The organism is Myxococcus sp. CA039A, assembly GCF_013336645.1.
GTDB lineage: Bacteria > Myxococcota > Myxococcia > Myxococcales > Myxococcaceae > Myxococcus > Myxococcus llanfairpwllgwyngyllgogerychwyrndrobwllllantysiliogogogochensis.
The window spans coordinates 1-20964 of sequence record NZ_JABUMQ010000137.1; the positions used below are offsets into that span (position 1 = coordinate 1).

The following is a 20964-nucleotide window of genomic DNA, read 5'->3' on the forward strand; positions in this document are numbered from 1 at the left end:
GCAGCAAGCGAAGCGGGAGATCCGCTTCACATCGGGACGGCTCGGGCGTGAGGGATGGGCGGTGGGGGCCGGTCCTCAGCGGAAGAACATCTTCGCGAGGACCGGTTCACCTTCAACGCCACCCATCCCCCTCAAAACACCGAGAGCCCGGTCAGCGTCGTGAACCGGTCCAGTGCTTCCACACCCGCAACGGAGTTGCCGTGGGCATCCAGCCCCGGACTCCACACACACAATCCACAGCGATTCGGGATGACGGCGATGATGCCGCCACCGACACCACTCTTGCATGGCAGACCCACGCGATAGGCGAACTCGCCCGCGGCGTCATACGTGCCGCAGGTGAGCATCACCGCGTTGACCTGCTTGGCCTGGCTGCGCGTGAGCAACCGCTCCCCTTTCGCGCCCTGCCCATGACGCGCCAGGAAGCCACAGGCCCGCGCGAGGTCCGCGCAGCTCATCGACAGCGAGCACTGCCAGAAATAGTGCTCCAGCACGCGAGGCACCGGGTTCTGGATGTTGCCGTAGCTCGCCATGAAGTGCGCCAGCGCGGAGTTGCGGTGGCCGTGCTCGGCCTCTGACGCGGCGACCACCGGGTCGAAGTCCACGGACGCGTTGCCACTCTCCGCCCGCAGGAACTCCCGCAACACTCCGCGCGAATCACCCGTGAGACTCAGCAACCGGTCCGTGACGACCAGCGCCCCCGCATTGATGAACGGGTTGCGGGGCACGCCCTGCTCATACTCGAGCTGCACCAGCGAATTGAACGGATTGCCCGAGGGCTCCTTGCCCACCCTGCGCCACAGCGCATCCCCATCGCGAGCCAGCGTCAGCGCCAGCGCGAACACCTTGGAGATGCTCTGCACGGAGAAGGGCACCCGCCAATCCCCCACGCCGAACACCTCGCCATCGACGGTCGCCAGCGCCATGCCGAACCGTGCGGGGTCCACCGCGGCCAGCGCGGGGATGTAGTTCGCCACCCGCCCCTGCCCCACCGTCGGCCGGATGGCCGCCATCACTTCATTCAGAATCGCCTGGAAGTCGTCCATCGCGCGCCCCGTCCACCGTGGCCCCGGATGATAGCCGCGCGGGGGAGTGTCGCCTCATTCACATCGGTGAACCAGCGAACCTGACCTCAGGCCCCGGAGCACTGGGCATTCGCCAATCACCCTCCACATTCCGCGGACCCGGATGAACGATGGGTCCGGGGAAAGGAAATGAATCCATGCGTCACTCCCGTTCATACTTCCTCGCAGGCAGTTGTGCGCTCTTCTGCGCCTGCGGCCCCATGGAGGAGTCGGTGGACCTACCGACCCCCGACACCACCTCCGAAACCGAGCTGAGCCAGGACCTGAACAACCAGTGCAGCGGGCCCAAGCTCGTCGCCGACCTCGCGCCGGGTACCGGCTCGACGTTCCCGTTCGACAGCGTCCAGGTGGATGGCGTCGTCTATCTGAGCGTCGTCTACGGCCCGAGCCTCGACACCTACGCCCTGTGGAAGCTGGAAGAGAAATCCGGCGGGCAGGACCTCCATTCCGGATGGAAGGCCACCCTGTTGCTCGGAAACCTCTCCGACTACCCCAAGCGAATGACTGTCGTGGGCTCCAAGGTCTTCTTCATCATGGACGATGGCATCCACGGCAACGAGCTGTGGAAGACAGACGGCACCCCCGGAGGGACTCGACTGGTCGAGGACATCAATCCCTTCGGTGATGCCTTCCCAGACAACCCGCTCTTCCAGCTCGTCTCCGTGGGCAAGACGCTCTACTTCCCCGCCGACGACGGCACGCGCGGCACGGAGCTGTGGCGCAGTGACGGGACGACCGGGGGAACGCACCTCGTGAAGGATATCGCCCCGGGCTTCGCGAGCTCTTCCCCCGGGCAACTCCTCGTCGATGGCAAGCGGCTCCTCTTCGCCGCGGACGACGGCGACAAGGGTCGTGAGCTGTGGAAGTCCGACGGCACGAATGGCGGAACCCGGCTGGTGCGAGACATCGCCCCGGGCTCCGGGAGTTCGTCGCCCGAGCAGCTCTTCCGACTGGAAGACGGCACCGTGTTCTTCGTGGCGAACGACGGCACCCACGGCCGGGAACTCTGGACGACGGATGGAACGAAGGAGGACACCGAGCTGGTGGAGGACATTCGCGCGGGTTCGGAGGGCTCGGACATCGCCTGGCTGACGTCAGGGAAGAAGAAGCTCTATTTCACCGCGAACGACGGCGTCCACGGCGCGGAGCTGTGGACCTCGATGGGCTGCGAGGACGACACACGACTGGTGAAGGACATCCGTCCGGGTGCCACGGGCTCGGACCCGCGTGAGCTGGTGCCGCTGAAGGGCAACGTCATCCTGTTCGCCGACGATGGCACCCACGGCAGGGAGCCCTGGAGGAGCAACGGCACGACGGCGGGCACCTTGATGCTCGCGGACACCCATCCGACGTCGCCACCGCCCGGGTACGAGCCCTCGAGTCTGGCCGCCGGAAAGAACAAGGTCTTCTTCTACGCGACCACGCCCGACGAGGGGAAAGAGCCCTGGGTCACCGACGGCACGCCTTCGGGCACCCGGCTCATCAAGGACCTGAGGCCCGGGCCCGAGAACTCCATCTCTGGAGACCCCTTCCCGCCCTTCGTCGTGGGCGACGGTGCGACCTTCCTCTACTTCGACGAGACGGTGGGCGCGGAGCTGGCGTGGACCAACGGCACCGCGTCGGGAACCCACGTGGCGGACATCAATCCGGGGCCGGCTTCGTCCAATCCGGTCATCTTCCTCGCCTCCCACGACTGGGTCTATCTCGTCGCGGGGGACGGCACCCACGGCAGCGAGCCGTGGGCCTTGTCCACCGGCTGCTTCCCCAAGAACTGAGCCTCGAAGACACGTTCATGAGACGCGAGTGTCCGGAGCCGGGAACCGATTGTCCCAGCTCCGGCCACCGCGCCAGGTGGCTCGTCGCACCGTGCGTCTGACGACAGAGAGTGCGCCTCATGGCACGCTCCGTGCTGTCGGGCACACGCATGGACTTTTTCCGCCAGGACTTCCGTCACGCGCTGCGCCGGTTGCGACGCAGTCCCACGTTCACCCTGGTGGCGGTGCTCACACTCACGCTCGGAATCGGGGCGAACGCGGCCATCTTCAGCGTGGTGCACACCGTGCTGCTGCGTCCCCTCCCCCTCCAGGACGACGCGCGCGTGGTGCGGCTGTACAGCGTGGGGAAGCAGGGCCCGGGTCCCACTTCACCTCCAGACCTGGTGAGTCTGCGCGAGCAGGCGCGCTCCTTCACCGGATTGGCCGCGCTCGCGAGCACCGAGCTGACCCTGGGCGCGCATGACGCCGAGTCGCTCCCCGTGAAGGTCCAGGGAACCCTCGCCACGGCCGACCTCTTCCAGGTGCTCGGCCCGCGAGTGCACCTGGGCCGAGCGCTCCAGCGAGGAGACGATGCTCCAGGCGCGCCTCCGGTCGCCGTCATCTCTCATTCCTTGTGGCAGCGTCGCTTCGGCGGAAGTCCGACGGTGCTGGGGCGAACCCTGAGCACGGGAGCCCCCGTGCCCACCACGGTGGTGGGAGTCATGGCGCCCGGCTTCGACTTCCCGGCGCGTTCGGAGCTCTGGTTGCCCCTGGTCCTGGGCCCGGAGTCGTTGACGCCGGAAGCACGCGGTGCCCACTGGCTGGAGGTGTATGGCCGCCTCGCGCCCGGCGCGAGCGTGGAGCAGGCGAGCGCCGAGGTGGCCGCGATTGCACGAGGACTGGCCGAGCAGCATCCCCGAACGAACGGGGACGTGGGCGCGAGCGTGGAGTCCCTGCGCGACGTGCTGCTGGGAAAGGTGCGTCCCTCCCTGCTGATGTTGATGGGCGCGGTGGGGCTGGTCCTGCTCGTCGCCTGCGCGAACCTCACCCACCTGTTGCTCGCACGTGCGGCCTCGCGTGAGGGAGAGTTGTCGATTCGCCTCGCCCTGGGCGCGAGCCGGGGCCGGCTGGCTCGCGAGCTGCTCGCGGAGAGCGGCCTGCTGGCGCTCGCGGGTGGCGCGATGGGACTGCTCGCGGCCATGTGGGCCATGGATGTCCTGACCGCGTTCGGCCCCCAGGACATTCCTCGTCTCGAGGAGGCCTCCATCGACGGCACCGTGCTGGCCTTCACCGCCGCGTTGGCGATGCTCACCACGGTGTTGTTCGGCCTCGTTCCCACGCTGAAGGCCACGCGCGTGTCGCTCGGCGGTGGACTGCGCATGGCGAATGCGGGGAGTGGCGGTGGCGCCCACCACCACAAGACGCGCGCATTGCTCATCATCGGGGAGACCGCGCTCGCGGTGTTGCTGCTGGTGAGCGCGGGGCTGCTGTTGCGCAGCTTCGTGCATCTTCAGCGAGCGGCGCCGGGGTTCGAGTCGGAGGGAGTCCTCACGGTGAAGCTCGACCTGCCGCCCAATCGGTATGGCTTCGGCACCGCCGCGCCCGAGGCCTTCTTCGACCAGCTCCTCACGCGGCTGCGCGCCCTGCCCGGCGTCGAGGCCGCGGGCATCGTCGCTGGCCTGCCGATGGACGGAGGCAAGATGCCGCTCGACCTGAAGGACCCCCAGCGTCCGGTGCCACCTGGAGCGGCCCCCTGGAAGGCCAGCGTGCGCATCGTCAGTCCTGGCGCCCTGGAGACCCTGCGCGTGAAGCTCCTGAGTGGCCGGGGGCTGAGCGCCGAGGACCGAGGTGAAGGTAGGCGCGCCGTGTTGGTCAACGCGGAGGCCGCTCGCCGGTTCTGGCCGAACGAGGACCCGTTGGGGCGGACGCTGAGCACCGACATGAACTGGGGAAACGGTGCGTTCGGAGGAGTCGTGGTCGGCGTGGTGGACAACCTCGCCATCGACGGGCTGGCGGCGCCCGCTGTCGCGGAGGTCTATCTCCCCTATGAGCAGGCACGCAGCACGCAGATGACGCTGGTGCTGCGAACGTCGGCGGACCCGCTCACGCTCGCCTCGGCGGTGCGCGCGGAGGTCCGGTCGCTCGACTCGAGCCTCGCGCTCGGCAGCGTGCGCACGCTGGCCTCGGTCGTGGACCACACGGTGGCGCCGCTGCGCTTCTACTTGCTGCTCGTCGGAGTCTTCGCCGGGGTGGCACTGCTGCTGGCCGCGGTGGGGCTCTATGGCGTCGTCGCCTATGCGGTATCCCAGCGGACACGGGAGCTGGGCATCCGCCTGGCCCTGGGCGCGAGGACACACCAGGTGACGAACCTGGTGCTGCGTCGGTATCTGGGATTGACGGCGATGGGGCTGGGACTCGGGCTCGTGCTCGCGGCGGGGGCCAGTCGGACGCTCGCGCATCTGCTCAATGGGGTTCAACCCGTGGATCCACTCACGTACGCGGTGGTGCTGGTGGTTCTGGGATTGGTGGCCTTTGCCGCGGCCCTGCTCCCCGCGCGGAGGGCGGCACAGGTGTCTCCCTCGGTCGCGCTCAGGGGTGACTGAGGAAGCCGGGCGTGGGGCCCGTCAGCGGGCATCGTGGAAGATGATGCCCACCGTGTGACGGTGGCCCGAGCGGAGGCGGCTGACGCCGTGGCGCATGTTGACGCGGTAGATGCCTCGCGTGCCCTGCACGGGGCGGTGGTGGACGGGGAAGATGACGCCATCTCCCTGACGAAGCGGCACCACCTCCGCGCGGGACTGCATGCGCGGGCGCTGTTCGGTGAGGACCAGCTCGCCTCCCGTGAAATCTCGCTCCGGCTCCGACAGGAGGAAGGCCACCTGGAGGGGGAAGACCTCCTCGCCATAGAGGTCCTGGTGGAGGCAGTTGTAGTCCCCCTCGCCATACTGGAGGAGCAGTGGCGTCGGCCGGAGCTGCGCTGCCTGATGACAGTGCTGGAGGTAGGCGGCGTGCGTGTCGGGGTAGCGCGTGTCGATGCGCATGGCTTCGTTCCAGCGATTCGCGATGGCGGCGAGCTGGGGGTAGAGCCCGCTGCGTAGACGGGCGACGAGGTCAGGAAGCGGATAGGCGAAGTACTTGTACTCGCCCCGACCAAAGCCGTGCCGAGCCATGACGACGCGACTGCGGAACGGCGCATCGGAGGCGTAGAGTCCCGCGAGGGCCGAGCACTCGTCAGGCGTCAGAATGGAAGCCAGCGTGGCGCACCCACGAGTATCCAGCTCCGAGCCGAGAGCCGCCCAGTCGAGCGCCTCCAGGCGCTGCTCCACGTTGGGAGGGCTCGACGCACGCATCCTGCGGACAGGCGTGGTCATGAGGCCCTCCACTCCACGGACACCTGAGCTGACATTGTTCGCTGCTTCGGTCGCCACGCCATACAGACACTCCCTCTTGTCTCCGGCGGCGCAGTCAGCACACCGGACAGACACAGGAGATGGCGCACCGGGGAGCAGGTTGCGACCCGGTTGTTGCTGCGAACGGACGGCGCCGGGGCGCCGCTTCCAGTTACGTGCCGCAAATCCCCGCTGTCACACTCCCCACGCGAAGCAATCGCGCCCCCAGTGCTTCCAACGCGGCCGCCTGCGCCGCCGACAGCCTCACGCCCGGTCGCGCCTTCTGCACCATGGCCAGGGCTTGCTTCGCATCAGGAGCCAGTCCACGCGCCAGGAGGAGCGCGGCAGCCACCATGCCCGTGCGCCCATGTCCCTGCGCGCAGTGGATGTAGAGCGGCGTCGGCAGCATCGCCCAAGACTCGACGCAGGACGCCAGACGCTCCACCGACGGCGCCGTCGCGTCGAGGATGGGATGACAGACGTAGTGCTCGACACTCCGGATGCCTTCGGGCTCGATGAACTCGGACGTCAGGTCCACCACCGTCCGAGTTCCCGCCGGTAACTCCCCCGCCAACAACCGACGCCCGATGACGATGCCGGGCGCGACCTCGTCATGCACTGATTCGCGCGAGAGCCGCCGCGCGAGTCGCCACGTCGCCCAGGTCATCAGCAGATAGGGCAACAAGATAACCAGCGCCCAGGGATGCATCCGTCCATCGGAGCGCTTACCAAAAACCTCCGGCCCCGCCCCGGCATACGTCACCGCCACGAGCGCGAAGCTCAGCGCGGGCCAGAGCAACCCCCACCCCAAGCCCCGAAGCTGGAAGGCCAGGACCATCAGCAGCGCCGAGAAGACACCGAAGACAAACGAGTACTTCAGGCCCGCCATGGGATTTCCACCCTCTCACCCCGCGACCTTCTCGACGCACTCCGGCTTCATGCCGCGTGCGCTCGAGTATCGGGCCGAACCGCACCCTACGCGAGCGCATGGAGCCTCCGACAACCGCTCAGCGCGGCGTCAGCTTGAGCAGTCGCCCGTTGTCGTCGTCGGTGAGCAGATAGAGCGCGCCCTCGGGGCCCTGGACGACCTCGCGGATGCGCGAGTCCTGGTCCAGGAGCAACCGCTCCTCGCCCACCACGCGGTCGTCCTTGAGCACCAGCCGCACCAGCGCCTGGCTCGACAGACCTCCGATGAAGAAGTTGCCCTTCCATTCAGGGAACAGGTCTCCCGAGTAGATGGTCATCCCCGAGGGCGAAATCACCGGGTCCCAGTAGTACACGGGCTGCTCCATGCCCGGGCCTTGCGTGGACTTGTGGATGGGCGCACCCGAGTACTCCTCGCCGTAGCCAATGGTGGGCCAGCCGTAGTCCTTGCCCTTCTCGATGAGGTTCAGCTCGTCACCACCGCGCGGGCCCATCTCCACCTCCCAGAGCCGATGCTTGCTGTCGAGCGCCGCGGACAGGATGTTTCGGTGGCCCAGCGTCCAGATTTCAGGCCGCGCATCCTTGCGACCGACAAACGGGTTGTCCTGCGGAATGGAGCCGTCCGGGTTGATGCGGACAATCTTCCCGAAGTCGCTCTTCAGGTCGCGCGCCTGGACGCGGCCCTGGAGAATCGAGCGCTCACCCAACGTGACGAACAGCTTCCCATCCGGCGCGAAGACCAGACGCCCACCGGCATGCAGCGTCGACTCCAGCGTGGGCTCCATCCGGAAGATGACCTTCAGCCCTTCGACCTTGGGCTTCGCCCCATCCACCAGCTTCGCGCGCGCCACCGCGAGCCCGTTGCCGCCCTCACGCGGCTCGTAATAGCTCCAGTAGATGAGGCCACTGGTCGCGTAGTCCGGCCCCACCTCCACGTCGAGGAGCCCGCCCTGGTTGCGCCCATCCACGCGCGGCACACCCGCGACGGGCTGCGACTTCTCTCCCTTCGGCGTGACGATAAAGATCTTCCCGGTCGGCTTCTCCGTCACCAACATGCGCTGGTCCGGAAGGAAGGCGATGGCCCACGGCTTGTTGAAGCCCGAGGCCACCTCCGTGACTCGGAACGGCGTGCGCGTCTGGACGCCCGGCGCGCGCGTCTGGCCCGGGAAGGCCGGCTTGAACCCGGGCACGTTGGGCGGCGCCGTCTCGACGGGCGCACCGGTGGGATTCGGTCCCTGGCGGGGCTCGGACTGCTGGCTGCCCGCGGCGCCACCAGGGGCCATGTTGCCACTGGGCTTCGTGGGTTTGGCGGGAGCCTGCCCGTGGGCGGCCCCCGCGAAGGACAGGAGGGTGGTGCAGGCCAGGGTCGTCAGCAGGGTACGCATGAAGTCACTCCGCGAGCTGGGATGGAAACGAAGCTCTGCCGGCGTGCAGCAAACCCGAAGTGCGCTGCGGGGTGGAAGAACGATGCGTCCAACACCCGGCAACGAGCAGAAGTGGACGTCCGGCCCCCAGCCTGATGGGCACCGTCGCTCAGTCGACGGGCATCTCGTCGCGAATCCACGCCGTCACGGAGTCGTGTCGCGGCGCCCAGCCCAGCTCGCGCCGTGCCCGCTTCGCTCGCACCCGACTGTTGGAGCCGAACGAGTAGCGAGCGTGGCCCTCGCCCCACTCGCGCGAGGCCTCCTCCACCGTCCACGACCGCACCGGGCCCAGCTTCAACCGAGCCGCGATGGCTTCGCCAATCTCCGCGTAGGACGCCTCGCCGTTCTCCACGAAGTAGAAGGCCCCCGCCGGCGCCCGCTCCAGGGCCAGCGCATAGAGCGTGGTGACATCGTCGAGGTGCACGTTCGACCAGCGGTTGATGCCCTTACCGACGATTCGCACCACCCCGCTCTTGCGCGCCTGGGCGACGAGCGGCGGAATCTGCACGCTGTCGCGGCTCAGCCCCTTCCCCGTGCCGTAGATCAACGTGTTGCACAGGACGATGCCTCGCGCGCCCTCGGCGGCGAGGACGCGATTGTCGAGCGCATGCCGCGCCTGCTTCTCCGGCTCGACGATGAACGGCGTCTCCTCATCGAACACGTTGGGCGACAGGGCATTGCCCTTCACGTCATCGCCAATGACGCTGGAGCCGCTGGTGTGGATCAGCGGCTTGCCGGAGCCTCGCACGCCGTCAATCAACGCGAGGATGGCCTGCTCATGGTCGCTGCTGGCCGCGTTGATGACACCGTCCGCGCGTCGGGCCTCGGCCATGAGCAGGGCCGTGTCGCCCAGGTCCCCACGCACTGGTTCGATTCCGAGCGCCGCCAGCTTCCGGGCCTTCGCGTCGTCGCGCACGAGCCCACGAATGACATGCCCCCGGGCTTTCAAGTCCAACGCCAGGGAGCCGCCGATAAAGCCGGTGGCGCCAGTGATGAAGAGGTTCATCGCGAGATCTCCAGGGAACAGGGCAGGCGCAACGTGCGCACCGCATGCTCGCGAATGAAGCCGCTCCCCGGCGGGGCTTTTCCGCCGCACGGTGAACACTGAACACCCACGGCCCACATCACCCGGCGGTTTTCGCGGACGTCCAGTCCAGCGCGGTCCCGCACGTCTTGCAGTAACGGGCGTCCAGGTCGTGCCCCTGCGCGCCACAGCCGGGACACGCCTGGGTGTCCGGGCGCTGCTTCGTGGCGGCGGCCAGCTCCACGGAGACGATGCCCGTGGGCACCGCGAGGATGCCGTAGCCCATGATCATCAACACCGACGCGATGAACTGACCGGGCACCGTCTTGGGAGTGATGTCGCCGAAGCCCACCGTCGTCATCGTCACGATGGCCCAGTACATGGACCGGGGGATGCTGTCGAAGCCGTGCTGTTCACCTTCCACCATGTACATGATGGCGCCCATGACCACGTCCACGGTCAGCACGAAGCCAAGGAAGACGATGATCTTCCCCCGGCTCGCGCGCAGCGCGGTGAGCAGGACCTCCGCCTGCCCCAAGAGGTGCCCCAGCTTCAGCACCCGGAAGACCCTCAGCAGGCGCAGCACCCGGACCACGAGCAGCGTCTGCGCCCCGGGAAAGATGACGCTCAGGAAGGACGGGAGGATGGCCAGCAGGTCCACCAGCCCGAAGAAGCTGCGCGCGTAGTCCAGCGGTCGGCGCACGGCGATGAGCCGCAACACGTACTCGAGCGCGAAGATGATGGTGAAGAACCACTCCGCCACCTGCAGGGCGGACGCATACCGGACCCGGATGGAGGACACGCTCTCCAGCATCACCGCCGCGATGCTGAACACGATGGCCCACAGCAGGGCCACGTCGAACGCCTTTCCCGCCGGAGTGTCGGCCTCGAAGATGATGGTGTGGAGACGGGCGCGGAAACCACCCTGGGGGCTCTGCTCGGAGGACCTGGACACGGGGCGGCAGTCTAGGCGCAACGCGCGGCCGGACGCAGGGGCTTCGGCCTCCTGGTAGATTGAGACACCATGTCCATTACCCACGACACGCTCGTCGAGTACCTCCGGAACCAGCCCGGCCTCGAGGATGCCGTGAAGGAGCTGGACGACGTCCCCATGCAGGTCCCCACCCACTGGGAATGGATTGGCGGCATCCACGACGATGTCCTCGGAGCGACGACGTCCGTGAGCTATCGCGCCTGGACCCACTTCGCGCTGGGCTTCTATCCCTACAACGGCTGCGACCTCTATCGCGACACCCGGAGCAGCCGCGTCATGTTCTCCTACGTCGAACTCGGAGGGCACGGGGCGCGAAGGATCAGCTATCTGGTCACAAAGCATTCCCCTTTCATCCACGAGCCTGTCGCGGCCCACCTCCAGGTGCCCCCGGAACTCCACGACGACCTCTTCGCCGCCCTGCGCGAGCTCGGGATGAGCGAACAGACGCTTCGAGCCCAGGCGGAGCGGTACAAGAACGTCTCGAACATCCTGGAGCCCCTGCCCGAGGACCGGCTCACGGGCGCGAGCATCCGCGGAGAGCGCGGGCAGACGCAGCTCGACCTGACATTGATGGGTCCTCGGGCGACGCTCCGTGCCCTGCGCCAGCGCTTCCACCGCTCCTGAGAAGCCCTTCGCCTACAAGCGTCCGGACCCCTTCGAGGGATGCGCGGGTCGACGGAAGCGCCCCTTGCGCTTCACCTCGTCGGCCCTGCACACGCGCACCCCGAGGAAGCGCTGGAGCTGGTCCAACGCCAGGTCGTGGTCCGTGTCGCTCTCCGCGCAACAACAGTCGCTCAGCACGGTGATGTCGTACTCGAGCATGTGCGCGTCATGGGCGCTGAAGAAGACACACAGGTTCGTGGCGATGCCCGCCATCAGCAGCTTCTTCGTCCCCAGGTGCTCCAACAGGGGAACCAGCGACGTCGCGAAGAAGGCCGAGTGCTTGGGCTTGAGGACGAAGTAGTCCGTGGCATGTGGTCGCAAGGCCCGGACGATGCCTCGGCCCCGGCTGCCCGCCCGGGTGCAATGCCGGTAGACGTCCCGGAAGTTGCTGCGCCAGTGGTTGAAGTTGTCGTTGACGTAGATGACCGGCACCCCCGCCTTGCGCATCCGCGCGGCGAAGGGCGCCAATCGCTCCACCATGCGCGACGCCCAGGGGAGCACGTGCTCTCCCCCGGGGAAGTCCAGGTCATTGATGACGTCGATGATGAGCAGCGCGGCGTCCGCGCCCCTCAAGGACTTCGAGCGCGTCCCCTTCCCCGACTTCAGGACCGGCTTCGCCACGTGGACCTCCCGGGACGTCAAGGTAGCCACGGCCCAGGCGGCTGAGCAGTCCCCCAGGGAGCCACGCGCCCGAACGCCGCGCGCCCGGGCGGACTACGGCCTCGCCGTGACGCTCAGGAGGCGAACCTGGGTATTGATCCACGGGATGTAGTTGGAGACCCGGGCATAGATGCCGGGCAGGCCGGGCCTCGCGCAGCCCACGCCAAAGCTCACGACGCCCTGGAGCACGGGCCTGCCCTGCGCGCCAAGAACGAAGAGCGGTCCCCCGCTGTCGCCCTGACAGGCGTCCTTGCCCCCCTGGCTGTATCCGGCCCCGAGCATCGCGTATGGGTCGATGTGGATACCCTGGGAACTGTAGGCCGCCGCCACCTGCCGATGCGCGATGGTGGGGACCCCCACCTGCATCAGCACAGGGGACGTGTCATATCCGCCCTCGCGCGTGAGGCCCCACCCCGCCACCGTCGCCTCGACATTGTCCGGGACGGTCTCTCCCGCGAGCGGGAGCAGGATGGGCTGGACCGTGGCGGAGAACTTGAGAGGCTTCTCGAGCTTGACCACGGCGATGTCGTTCATCGTCGTGTCCGGGTCGTAGGCCGGATGGTAGACCGTCCTCACTCCTCGAACCGTCTGGGCACCCGCCCCGGGCCTCCCAAGGTCGTGCACGCCCGCGGAGACCGTCAGTCCAGACGTGCCGTCGTAGACGCAGTGCGCGGCAGTGACGACGATGTCCGACTCATTCTTCGTCGCGCTGACCCGGATGATCGAGGCGCCACAGAAGTGGCTCCCCTGCTGCTGCATGCTGACGTTCCAGGGATGGCTCCCCTGGCGTGCCTCCACCCCTCCGACAATCTCCTGGCCAATGCTCTCCACCGCATCGACACCCTGCACGTCCGGATCACCACAGCCCACCAGCCCCACCGCGACAACGACTCCCAGCACGAAGCGCATCGACCCCTCGGATTTCAAGTTCGAGACGCCTTGTGCAAGCCGAAGACCACGCGCGCGAAGGGACAGCGGCGAGGGAAGCCGCGCGAGGAGTCTGGACCGAAGTGAGCGGTTGACGTGTCAGGCCCCGCCCCGGGAGTGCTCCTGACGCGTCACGCTGGCTCCCCGCCGTGTCGCGATTGAGCGAGCCGCGCGTCTCCTCCCAAAAGCAAAGAGGGCCGCCCCTCGGTGGAGGCAGCCCTCTTCGACAACCTGGTGTCATCCGTCGGATGACGCGGCGCTCAGTGCCCTTCGGCGCCCGTCGCTCCCGCCGGAATCACGGGAGCCTCTCGCTCCGCCCCTCGCAGCGCGAACTTCCGGATGACGATGTAGAAGATGGGCGTCAGCACCAGCCCGAACAGCGTCACGCCGAGCATGCCCGCGAACACCGCCACGCCCATCGCCTGGCGCATCTCCGCGCCCGCGCCCGTGGCCAGCGCCAGCGGCACCACGCCCATGATGAAGGCGATGGAGGTCATCAGGATGGGCCGCAGCCGCAGCCGGCACGCCTCGAGCGCCGCCTGCACCACGCCCACGCCCTCGTCTTCCTGCGCCCTCGCGAACTCGACGATGAGGATGGCGTTCTTCGCCGCCAGGCCCACGAGCACCACGAGCCCAATCTGCGTGAAGATGTTGTTGTCCCCACCCACGAACCACACCCCGGCAATCGCGCTGAGCAACGCCAGCGGCACCGTGAGCAACACCGCCAGCGGCAGCGACCAACTGTTGTACTGCGCCGCCAGGATGAGGAAGGCCAGCAGGATGGCGAGCGGGAAGACGAACAGGCCTTCCTTGCCAGCGAGCTTCTCCTGGTACGTCAGGTCGGTCCACTCGAAGCTCATGCCGGCCGGAAGTGTCTCGGCCGCCACGCGCTCCATCGCCGCCACCGCCTGTCCCGTGCTCACCCCGGGCGCCGCCGCGCCGTTGATATCCGCAGAGGGATATCCGTTGTAGCGCAGCACCTGGTCCGGACCGAACGAGGGCTTCACCGTCACCAGTGACGCCAGCGGCACCATGCCGCCCTGCGGGTTGCGAACCTGGAGTCGGCCGATGTCCTCCGGCTCCATGCGGTGCTTCGCGTCCGCCTGGACGTTCACCTGGTAGGTGCGCCCGAAGCGGTTGAAGTCGTTCACATACAGCGAGCCCAGATGAATCTGGAGCGTCTCGAACACCGAGCCCAGCGGCACGCCCTGCTGCTTCGCCTTCACCCGGTCCACGTCCGCCTGGAGCTGAGGCACGTTGATTTCAAAGCCCGACATCAGGCCCATCAACTGGGGCTCGGCCGAAGCTTTCTGCACCAGCGCCTGCGTGGCGGCGTAGAGCGCCTCCGGCCCCAGCCCCGCGCGGTCCTCCACCTGGAGCTTGAAGCCCGCCATGGAACCCATTCCCGGAACCGGGGGCGGAGGGAAGATGGCCGCGAAGCCTTCCTGGATGCCGCCCAGCTTTGCCTGGAGCCGGCCCGCGATGGCGTTCGCGGACAAGTCCTTCGTCTTGCGCTGCTCGAAGTCGTCGAGAACCGCGAAGACGACGGCCGAGTTGGGGGAGTTGACGAAGCCGTTGATGGTGATGCCGGAGAAGGCCACGACGCTCGCCACGCCCTTCTCCGCCAGCATCAGCGCCGACATCCGCTTCGCCACGTCGTCCGTCCGCTCCAGCGAGGACGCGGGAGGAAGCTGCGCCAGCCCCACCAGGTAGTACTTGTCCTGCATGGGCACGAAGCCCGCCGGCACCTTGGCGAAGCCCACCCACGTCAGGAGCAACAGGCCTCCGTATACGACGAGCGCCAGCGCGCTGACGCGCACCACCCGCTTCACCAGCGACACGTAGCCAGCGGAGGCCTTGTCGAAGAAGCGGTTGAAGGGCCCGAAGAGCCAGCCGCCAAACGCCTTGTCCATGAAGCGCGTGAGGCCATCCTTGGGCCCGTGGTGCCCGCGCAGCAGCACCCCGGCGAGCGCCGGGCTGAGCGTCAGCGAGTTGAAGGCCGAGAGGATGGTGGAGATGGCGATGGTCAGCGCGAACTGCCGATAGAACTGGCCCGTGAGTCCGCCGAGGAACGCCGTGGGGACGAACACCGCCGAAAGCACGGAGGTAATCGCGATGATGGGGCCCGTCACTTCGGTCATCGCCCGACGGGCCGCCTCCTTGGGATTGACGCCCTGGGCGATGTGCCGCTCCACGTTCTCCACCACGACGATGGCGTCGTCGACGACGATGCCGATGGAGAGCACGAGTCCGAAGAGGGACAGCGTGTTGAGCGAGAAGCCCAACATGTGCATCACCGCCGCCGTGCCCACCAGCGACACGGGCACCGCCGCCAGCGGAATGATGGAGGCGCGCCACGTCTGGAGGAACAGCAACACCACCAGCACCACCAGCACCACCGCCTCCAGCAGCGTCGTCACCACGTTGCGGATGGACGTGCGCACGAAGAGCGTCGGGTCATACGCGATGCGGTACTCCATGCCCTTGGGGAACGCCTGGCTCAGCTCGTCCATCCGCGCGCGGATGCCCGCGGACACGTCCAGCGCGTTGGAGCCCGAGGCCTGGTTGATGCCGATGGCCACCGCCGACTTCCCATCCAACCGGGCGCGCACGGAATAGGAGTTGGCGCCCAGCTCCACCCGGGCCACGTCGCGCAGGTGCGTCACCTGTCCGCTCTCGCCCACCTTCACGACGATGTCGCGGAACTGCTCCTCGTCCGTGAGGCGTCCCTGGGTGGTGACGGTGAGCTGGAAGGCGGAGCGCTCATCCGGCTGCTGGCCGATGACACCCGCCGCCACCTGCACGTTCTGCTCGCGGATGGCGCCCACCACGTCGCTCGCGGTGAGCCCGCGCGCGGCGAGCAACTGGGGGTCCAACCAGACCCGCATGCTGTACTCGCCCGCGCCCAGCACACTGACACCCCCCACGCCCGGGACGCGCTGGAGGACGTCGCGCACCTGGAGCACCGCGTAGTTGGAGAGATAGAGCGGCTCCAGCGACCCGTCCGGCGACACCAGGTGCACCACCATCAGCAGGTCCGGACTCGACTTCTCGGTGAGCACCCCCAGCCGCTGCACCTCCGCGGGCAGGCGGGGAATCGCGCGGGCCACCCGGTTCTGCACCTGCACCTGCGCGGTGTCCGGATTCACGCCCATGGCGAAGGTGATGGTGACGGCCACCCGGCCATCGCTCGTCGCCTGCGAGGACATGTAGAGCATGCCCTCCACGCCGTTGATCTCCTGCTCCAACGGCGCGGCCACCGTCTCCGCGATGACGCCCGGGTCCGCGCCCGGATAGGCCGCGCGCACCACCACCGTGGGCGGTGACACGGCCGGGTACTCGCTCAACGGAAGCTGAATCAGGGACAGGCCACCGCCAATCAACAGCAGCACGGACAGCACGGCCGCGAAGATGGGCCGGTCCACGAAGAAGTGCGCGAACTTCACGGCCGCGCCCCTTCGGCGTGTTCGGAGCCGGCCATGGCCACCATCGTCGGCGCCACCGTCATGCCCGGCCGCGCCATGCCCTTGAGGACCACGCGCTCACCCGCCGACAGGCCCTCGCGCACCACGCGCAGCCCGCCCTCGGTGGTCCCCAGCTCCACGCGCCGCTGCTCCAGCGTCTGGTCCGGACGGACGACGAGCACGTAGCGCCCCTTCTGGTCCGTCCCCACCGCCTGGTCCTGGATGAGGATGGTGGGCCGCGCCGTGCCCGTCTCCAGCCGCACCCGGGCGAACAGGCCCGCCGTCAGCTTCCCATCCGGGTTGGGCAACACCGCGCGCGCTCGCGCCGTGCCCGTCACCGCCGCCACCTGATTGTCCAGGAAGTCCAACCGGGCCTCACGCGGGAAGCCCTCTTCACCCGTCAGCGCCACACGCACGGGCACCGCGTTGACGCGGCCGTCCTTGCCGCGCGCCCCCGAGGCCGTGCCCGCGAAGCGCAGGTACGTCGCCTCGTCCACGTCGAAGTAGACGTAGAACGGCTCCACCGAGACGATGGTGGTGAGCAACGTGGCGTTGGCGCTGCCGCCACTGACCAGGTTGCCCGCCGTCACCAGCGCCCGCCCCACCCGACCACTCACGGGCGCACGCACGCGGGTGTCATGCAGGTCGATCTCCGCCGAGCGAGCCGCCGCCTTCGCGGACTCGACCCGGGCGCGGGCCTCCGCGCGCTCCGCCATCAACACATCGAAGTCGCCCCGGGAGATGGCCTGCTCGGCCACGAGCTTCTCACCGCGCTCGAACTTCTTCTCCGTCAACGTGCGCCGCTCCTCGGCCTGACGCAGGTCCGCCTGGGCCCGGGCGTTCGCCGCCTCGAAGGTGCGCGCGTCGAGCTGGAACAACACCTGTCCCGCGGTGACGAGGCCCCCCTCCTGGAAGCGCACCGCATCGATATAGCCACCGACGCGAGGCCGCAGCTCCACGCTATGCACCGCCGCGAGGGTGCCGGTGAATTCGGCGCTGTCCGCCACCTGTCGGGTGACGACCTCCGCCGCGACGACAGGAGCCGCCGCCGGCTTCGCCGGGCCTGCTCCACCTTGCGCGTCCGAACCCTCGTCGCGCGCGAGGACAAGACCGCCCACCACCAGCGGGAGGGCCAGGGCCCCTCCCACCGCTGCACGTTTCCAATTCATGGCTGACTCCAACTTCCATTCAGGGGTCGGGACACACCGGTGGCGCTCGCACGCATGCGTGTGCACCTCCGGCGGCCCGTGAAAAACAGGACGAGGAACGACTGCGCGAACGTCACCCGGCCGGTCGGTGTGGCACCGCCGGGAGACAGGGTGTGTGGGTGTCTGGGACGGGTGCGGGAGCGCGGCGCACCGAGCCTGGAGACAGGCTCGGCCCCCGCGTCAGGGCCCGTGAGGTGCTAGCGAGACATGGAGCGACAACAGCGCACCGGGGGACGGGACGCTCGAGGCGGGACACGCCTCACCGCGGAGGTAATTTGCAACATTGCCTCTTACTAATTACCCCGAGGCCTGACGCGCAACGCAATTTGAAGCGGCCGCCCCGAGGTGGGGCGTCACTTGCCGGTGACGGCGCAGCCCGGGGATGGCCGCCAGTCGCGCAGCGCGGTGACGAGGTCGTCCTGTTGGGCGGTGACACCTTCGGGTGCGTCGCGCTTGTTGACGCTGGCCGGGCGCGTGAAGTCGAGCAGGTCCACGGGCGCGGGTCGTGACGGGCAGCCTTCCTTGAAGGAATCCTCGGCGTCGACGAGCAGGCGGTCCGCGTGGTCATCGGCCGGGTCGGCGGACTCGGGCCACGTCAGCTCGCCGGACAGGGGTTCGGCCTTCTCGGGGGGAAACCACGTCCACCGCAGCGTCGTCTGGCCGGTGTTGCCCCAGAAGCTGCCTCCACCCCCTCCTCCCCGCGTGGTGATTCCGGAGGGCCGCTCCCGCCATTCGATGGGGTAGCCCGCCGGCACCGCGCGTGTGAGCGGGCGAGCACGGTCGACGGTAATGGCCTCATCGGCGAGCAGGAGCACCCACGTCAGCTCCCGCAGCGAATCGACGGAGAGCGTGCCCACCCTCACTCGCGCGAGCCGGTTCGCGTTCGTGGTCTTCACGTCCACCTGACCGATTCGCTTCGCGTCGTCGTACAAAGCCAGGTCGCTGCAGCTTTGCGACACCCATGCCGCCCCCGTCCCCAGGTGGTAGGCGCGCACCTCGTCACAGAAACCGTGGTGCCCCCGGCGGCCTCTCAACACCAGCCATCCGTCCTTCGGCACCCGCATGCGCACCACGGGGAGCACCTTGTCGAAGGACGTCCAGCCCCCCTCGCAGCTCCGCCACGCCGTGTAGCGCCAGCGCTGGGGCCGGGTGCGAGCAGCCTCCTCGCACCCCTTGCGAGACTCCGCTTCCGCTTCGGCGACGGAGGACTCGTCCGGTCGGTCGAGCGCGCGGAGGAAGGCCGCGTCCACCCGGGTGTACGGGCCCTCCATCTCCTTCGCGCAAACGGTGTCCGACGCTGCGCACAGCAGCGAGGCGAGCCGGTGGTCCGGCTTCACGGAGTCCAGCGTCAGCGTCTCGCGCGCCTCGGGCGGCAGCACCACCATGCGCGCGCCGGGCTTGCCCAGCTCCAGATAGGACTCCACCCAGGTCCGTCCACCCTGCTTCCACCAGGCCTTCAGGGCCAGCGGTGACACGTCCTCGGGCACCGGCTCGCGCTCCTCGCGGCTCATCGCGAAGCAGTGCGACGTGAGCAGCTCGCGCAGGGCTTTGGCGCCTGCCTTCCGGTCACCCCCGTCCGGAAGGGCTTCCAGTCGTGCATCCAGCGCCAGCAGGCGCTCGCGCGCGGCCGTCCACTCGGCCGAGGCTTCGGGACACGGGGCGAAGACCTTCTCGTCCGCCGGGGGCCGGGCGGACAGGAGCACACCCAGGGTGAGCAGGGGCAGGAGCATGGGCGCTCCAGAATCGCGCATTTCCCAGGGACGGGGCCAGGACGTCCCGCGGCGTGACACTTCCCGCCCGGAGGCTCGGCAGGCCCGTTGAGGTGGATGGGGCTTGGTGCTAACCCCATGGCCGCCCATGCCACGTACGACGACCCTGGAGCTCTACAAGGAAGAGATGAAGTTCTCGGCCGGGCACTTCACCATCTTCTCCGCGACGCACCGCGAGAACCTGCACGGCCACAACTTCACCGTCTACGTCGCGCTGACGGGCGAGGTCGCCGACAACGGGATGCTGTCCGATTACGGCCCCCTGAAGCAGACCATCATCGCCCGCTGCCGCACCTGGAACGAGACGTTCTTCCTCCCGGAGCACTCCCCGCACCTGAAGCTCGAGCGGGACGCGAAGGGCAATGTCCTGGCGAGCTTCAACGGCGAGGAGCTGCGCTTCCTCGCGCGCGACATCACCGTGCTCCCGGTGGAGAACGTGACGCTCGAGGAGCTGGCGCGCGTCTTCGGTGAGGAACTGGTGGGCGACGGCACCGCCCTGCGAAAGGACGGCGTCACCCGGCTGGTGGTGAAGTGCGCTTCCGGTCCGGGGCAGTCGTCCTCCTGGGAGTGGGTGGCGCCGTGACGAACGACTGGGCCATCGTCACGGGCGCCAGTCGGGGCATCGGGCAGGCCCTGGCCGCGCGCTTCCGCAAGGAGGGCTGGGGCGTGCTGAACCTGGCGCGCCAGCCGAGCCACGTGCCGGGCGTCGTGGACCTGAGCGTGGACCTGGGCTCCGGCGACTGGGAGTCCCGCGTGGAGGCCGCGCTGCGCGACGCCGTGGGACAGGCGAAGGGGCGCGTCAGCCTGGTGCACAACGCGGCCATCTATGACCACGACGACGCGCTGACGCTGACGGCGGCGCAGCTTCGCCGGGTGCTGGAGGTCAACGTCGTCGCGCCCGCCGTGCTCAACCGGCTGACGCGGCCCTACCTGGGCGACGGCTCCTCCATCCTCTACGTGGGCTCCACGCTCTCGGAGAAGGCCGTGCGGGGCAATGCCTCCTACGTGACGTCGAAGCACGCGCTCGTCGGGCTGATGCGCTCCACCTGCCAGGACCTGGCGGGCACGCGCATCCACACCGCCTGCGTGTGCCCGGGCTTCACCGACACGGAGATGCTGCGCGAGCACCTGGGCGACGACGCGGCTCGCACCGCCACCATCGCCGCCAAGTCGACCTTCGGGCGCCTCATCACCCCGGAGGAGATCGCCCACGTGCTCTACTTCTGCGCCACCACGCCCACGGTGAATGGCGCGGTGCTCCACGCCAACCTGGGCCAGGTGGAGACCTGAGGGCTTTAGCCCTCGGCCGGATAGACGGTGCACTGCGAGGTGCACGTCTCCGACACGCGCAGCTTCACCACGCGCGCGGTGGCGAAGCTCAGCCGCTCGAACACCCACGCGGCCAGCAGCTCGCTGGTGGGGTTCTCCAGGCCGGGCACGTCGTTGAGCAGCCGGTGGTCCAGCAGCGCGTGCAGCGGCTGCCACGCGGCGTTGAGCTCCGCGAAGTCGACAATCCAGCCGAAGTGCGGGTCCACCGGCCCCCGCACGGTGATTTCAATGCGGTAGCTGTGCCCGTGGACGCGCGAGCACTTGTGGCCAGGGGGGACGTTGGGAAGGCGGTGCGCGGCCTCGAAGGTGAACTCCTTCGAGATCTCGGTCACCAGCGAGGCTTTCTTCGT

The 20964-nt window shown here is 68.5% G+C and carries 17 protein-coding genes; 5 read left to right on the forward strand and 12 right to left on the reverse strand.

What is annotated here, in order from left to right; translation table 11 throughout:
• Positions 1-131: 131 nt before the first annotated feature.
• Entirely contained in the window at positions 132-1046 is a 915-nt protein-coding gene (locus tag HR086_RS22875) for a glutaminase (protein ID WP_141644205.1), read from the reverse strand.
• Between the two features lie 176 nt (positions 1047-1222).
• On the opposite strand from HR086_RS22875, the gene HR086_RS22880 reads away from it, so the two are divergent.
• Together HR086_RS22880 and HR086_RS22885 are read left to right on the forward strand one after the other, a co-directional pair.
• Complete coding sequence (locus tag HR086_RS22880) at positions 1223-2860, forward strand: ELWxxDGT repeat protein (protein WP_174453522.1); 1638 nt, start codon at positions 1223-1225, stop codon at positions 2858-2860.
• Between the two features lie 119 nt (positions 2861-2979).
• Positions 2980-5442 carry an ABC transporter permease gene (locus HR086_RS22885; RefSeq protein ID WP_254626432.1) on the forward strand — a complete coding sequence of 821 codons (2463 nt, stop codon included), beginning with the start codon at positions 2980-2982 and terminating at the stop codon, positions 5440-5442.
• Between the two features lie 21 nt (positions 5443-5463).
• On the opposite strand, the gene HR086_RS22890 is transcribed toward HR086_RS22885, so the two are convergent.
• The 5 genes from HR086_RS22890 to HR086_RS22910 all read right to left on the reverse strand — a co-directional run bounded on the left by HR086_RS22890 (position 5464) and on the right by HR086_RS22910 (position 10555).
• Positions 5464-6189, reverse strand: coding sequence for a 2OG-Fe(II) oxygenase (locus tag HR086_RS22890; RefSeq protein ID WP_371823494.1), 726 nt, complete (start codon positions 6187-6189; stop codon positions 5464-5466).
• Between the two features lie 211 nt (positions 6190-6400).
• Positions 6401-7117, reverse strand: a complete 717-nt coding sequence (locus HR086_RS22895; RefSeq protein ID WP_174466647.1) for a tyrosine-protein phosphatase — start codon at positions 7115-7117, stop codon at positions 6401-6403.
• Positions 7118-7235: 118 nt separating this feature from the next.
• Entirely contained in the window at positions 7236-8537 is a 1302-nt protein-coding gene (locus HR086_RS22900) for a PQQ-dependent sugar dehydrogenase (RefSeq protein WP_174453519.1), read from the reverse strand.
• 148 nt (positions 8538-8685) lie between these two features.
• Positions 8686-9582: an NAD-dependent epimerase/dehydratase family protein gene (locus HR086_RS22905; RefSeq protein WP_174466648.1), complete on the reverse strand. Its 897-nt coding sequence runs from the start codon at positions 9580-9582 to the stop codon at positions 8686-8688.
• Between the two features lie 118 nt (positions 9583-9700).
• On the reverse strand, positions 9701-10555 hold the full coding sequence (locus HR086_RS22910) for an ion transporter (protein ID WP_174466649.1): 855 nt from the start codon (positions 10553-10555) through the stop codon (positions 9701-9703).
• Positions 10556-10624: 69 nt separating this feature from the next.
• Here HR086_RS22910 and HR086_RS22915 point away from each other — a divergent pair, with 69 nt between their 5' ends.
• Positions 10625-11218 (forward strand): hypothetical protein, encoded by a 594-nt coding sequence (locus HR086_RS22915; protein ID WP_174466650.1) that lies wholly within the window; start codon positions 10625-10627, stop codon positions 11216-11218.
• A gap of 12 nt (positions 11219-11230) precedes the next feature.
• Here the strand turns inward: HR086_RS22915 and HR086_RS22920 are convergent, their stop codons facing one another.
• The 5 genes from HR086_RS22920 to HR086_RS22940 all read right to left on the reverse strand — a co-directional run bounded on the left by HR086_RS22920 (position 11231) and on the right by HR086_RS22940 (position 19246).
• Complete coding sequence (locus HR086_RS22920; protein WP_371745467.1) at positions 11231-11878, reverse strand: cysteine hydrolase family protein; 648 nt, start codon at positions 11876-11878, stop codon at positions 11231-11233.
• Positions 11879-11971: 93 nt separating this feature from the next.
• On the reverse strand, positions 11972-12826 hold the full coding sequence (locus tag HR086_RS22925) for a serine protease (protein ID WP_174466651.1): 855 nt from the start codon (positions 12824-12826) through the stop codon (positions 11972-11974).
• A 278-nt stretch (positions 12827-13104) separates the two neighbouring features.
• Positions 13105-16290, reverse strand: a complete 3186-nt coding sequence (locus tag HR086_RS22930) for an efflux RND transporter permease subunit (RefSeq protein WP_174466652.1) — start codon at positions 16288-16290, stop codon at positions 13105-13107.
• Positions 16287-17477 (reverse strand): efflux RND transporter periplasmic adaptor subunit, encoded by a 1191-nt coding sequence (locus HR086_RS22935; RefSeq protein WP_174466653.1) that lies wholly within the window; start codon positions 17475-17477, stop codon positions 16287-16289. Before HR086_RS22935 ends, HR086_RS22930 begins: the two co-directional genes overlap by 4 nt.
• A 392-nt stretch (positions 17478-17869) precedes the next feature.
• A complete protein-coding gene (locus HR086_RS22940) occupies positions 17870-19246 on the reverse strand; it encodes a hypothetical protein (RefSeq protein WP_174466654.1) in 1377 nt (458 codons plus the stop codon).
• Positions 19247-19373: 127 nt separating this feature from the next.
• On the opposite strand from HR086_RS22940, the gene HR086_RS22945 reads away from it, so the two are divergent.
• Together HR086_RS22945 and HR086_RS22950 are read left to right on the forward strand one after the other, a co-directional pair.
• On the forward strand, positions 19374-19868 hold the full coding sequence (locus HR086_RS22945) for a 6-carboxytetrahydropterin synthase (RefSeq protein ID WP_174466655.1): 495 nt from the start codon (positions 19374-19376) through the stop codon (positions 19866-19868).
• The gene (locus HR086_RS22950) at positions 19865-20575 is read left to right on the forward strand and encodes an SDR family oxidoreductase (RefSeq protein ID WP_174466656.1); all 711 of its coding nucleotides are present in this window, start codon (positions 19865-19867) and stop codon (positions 20573-20575) included. The genes HR086_RS22945 and HR086_RS22950 overlap by 4 nt, the downstream gene beginning before the upstream one ends.
• Before the next feature lie 5 nt (positions 20576-20580).
• On the opposite strand, the gene queD is transcribed toward HR086_RS22950, so the two are convergent.
• Positions 20581-20949 (reverse strand): 6-carboxytetrahydropterin synthase QueD, encoded by a 369-nt coding sequence (queD, locus tag HR086_RS22955; protein ID WP_275902352.1) that lies wholly within the window; start codon positions 20947-20949, stop codon positions 20581-20583.
• Positions 20950-20964: the final 15 nt, after the last annotated feature.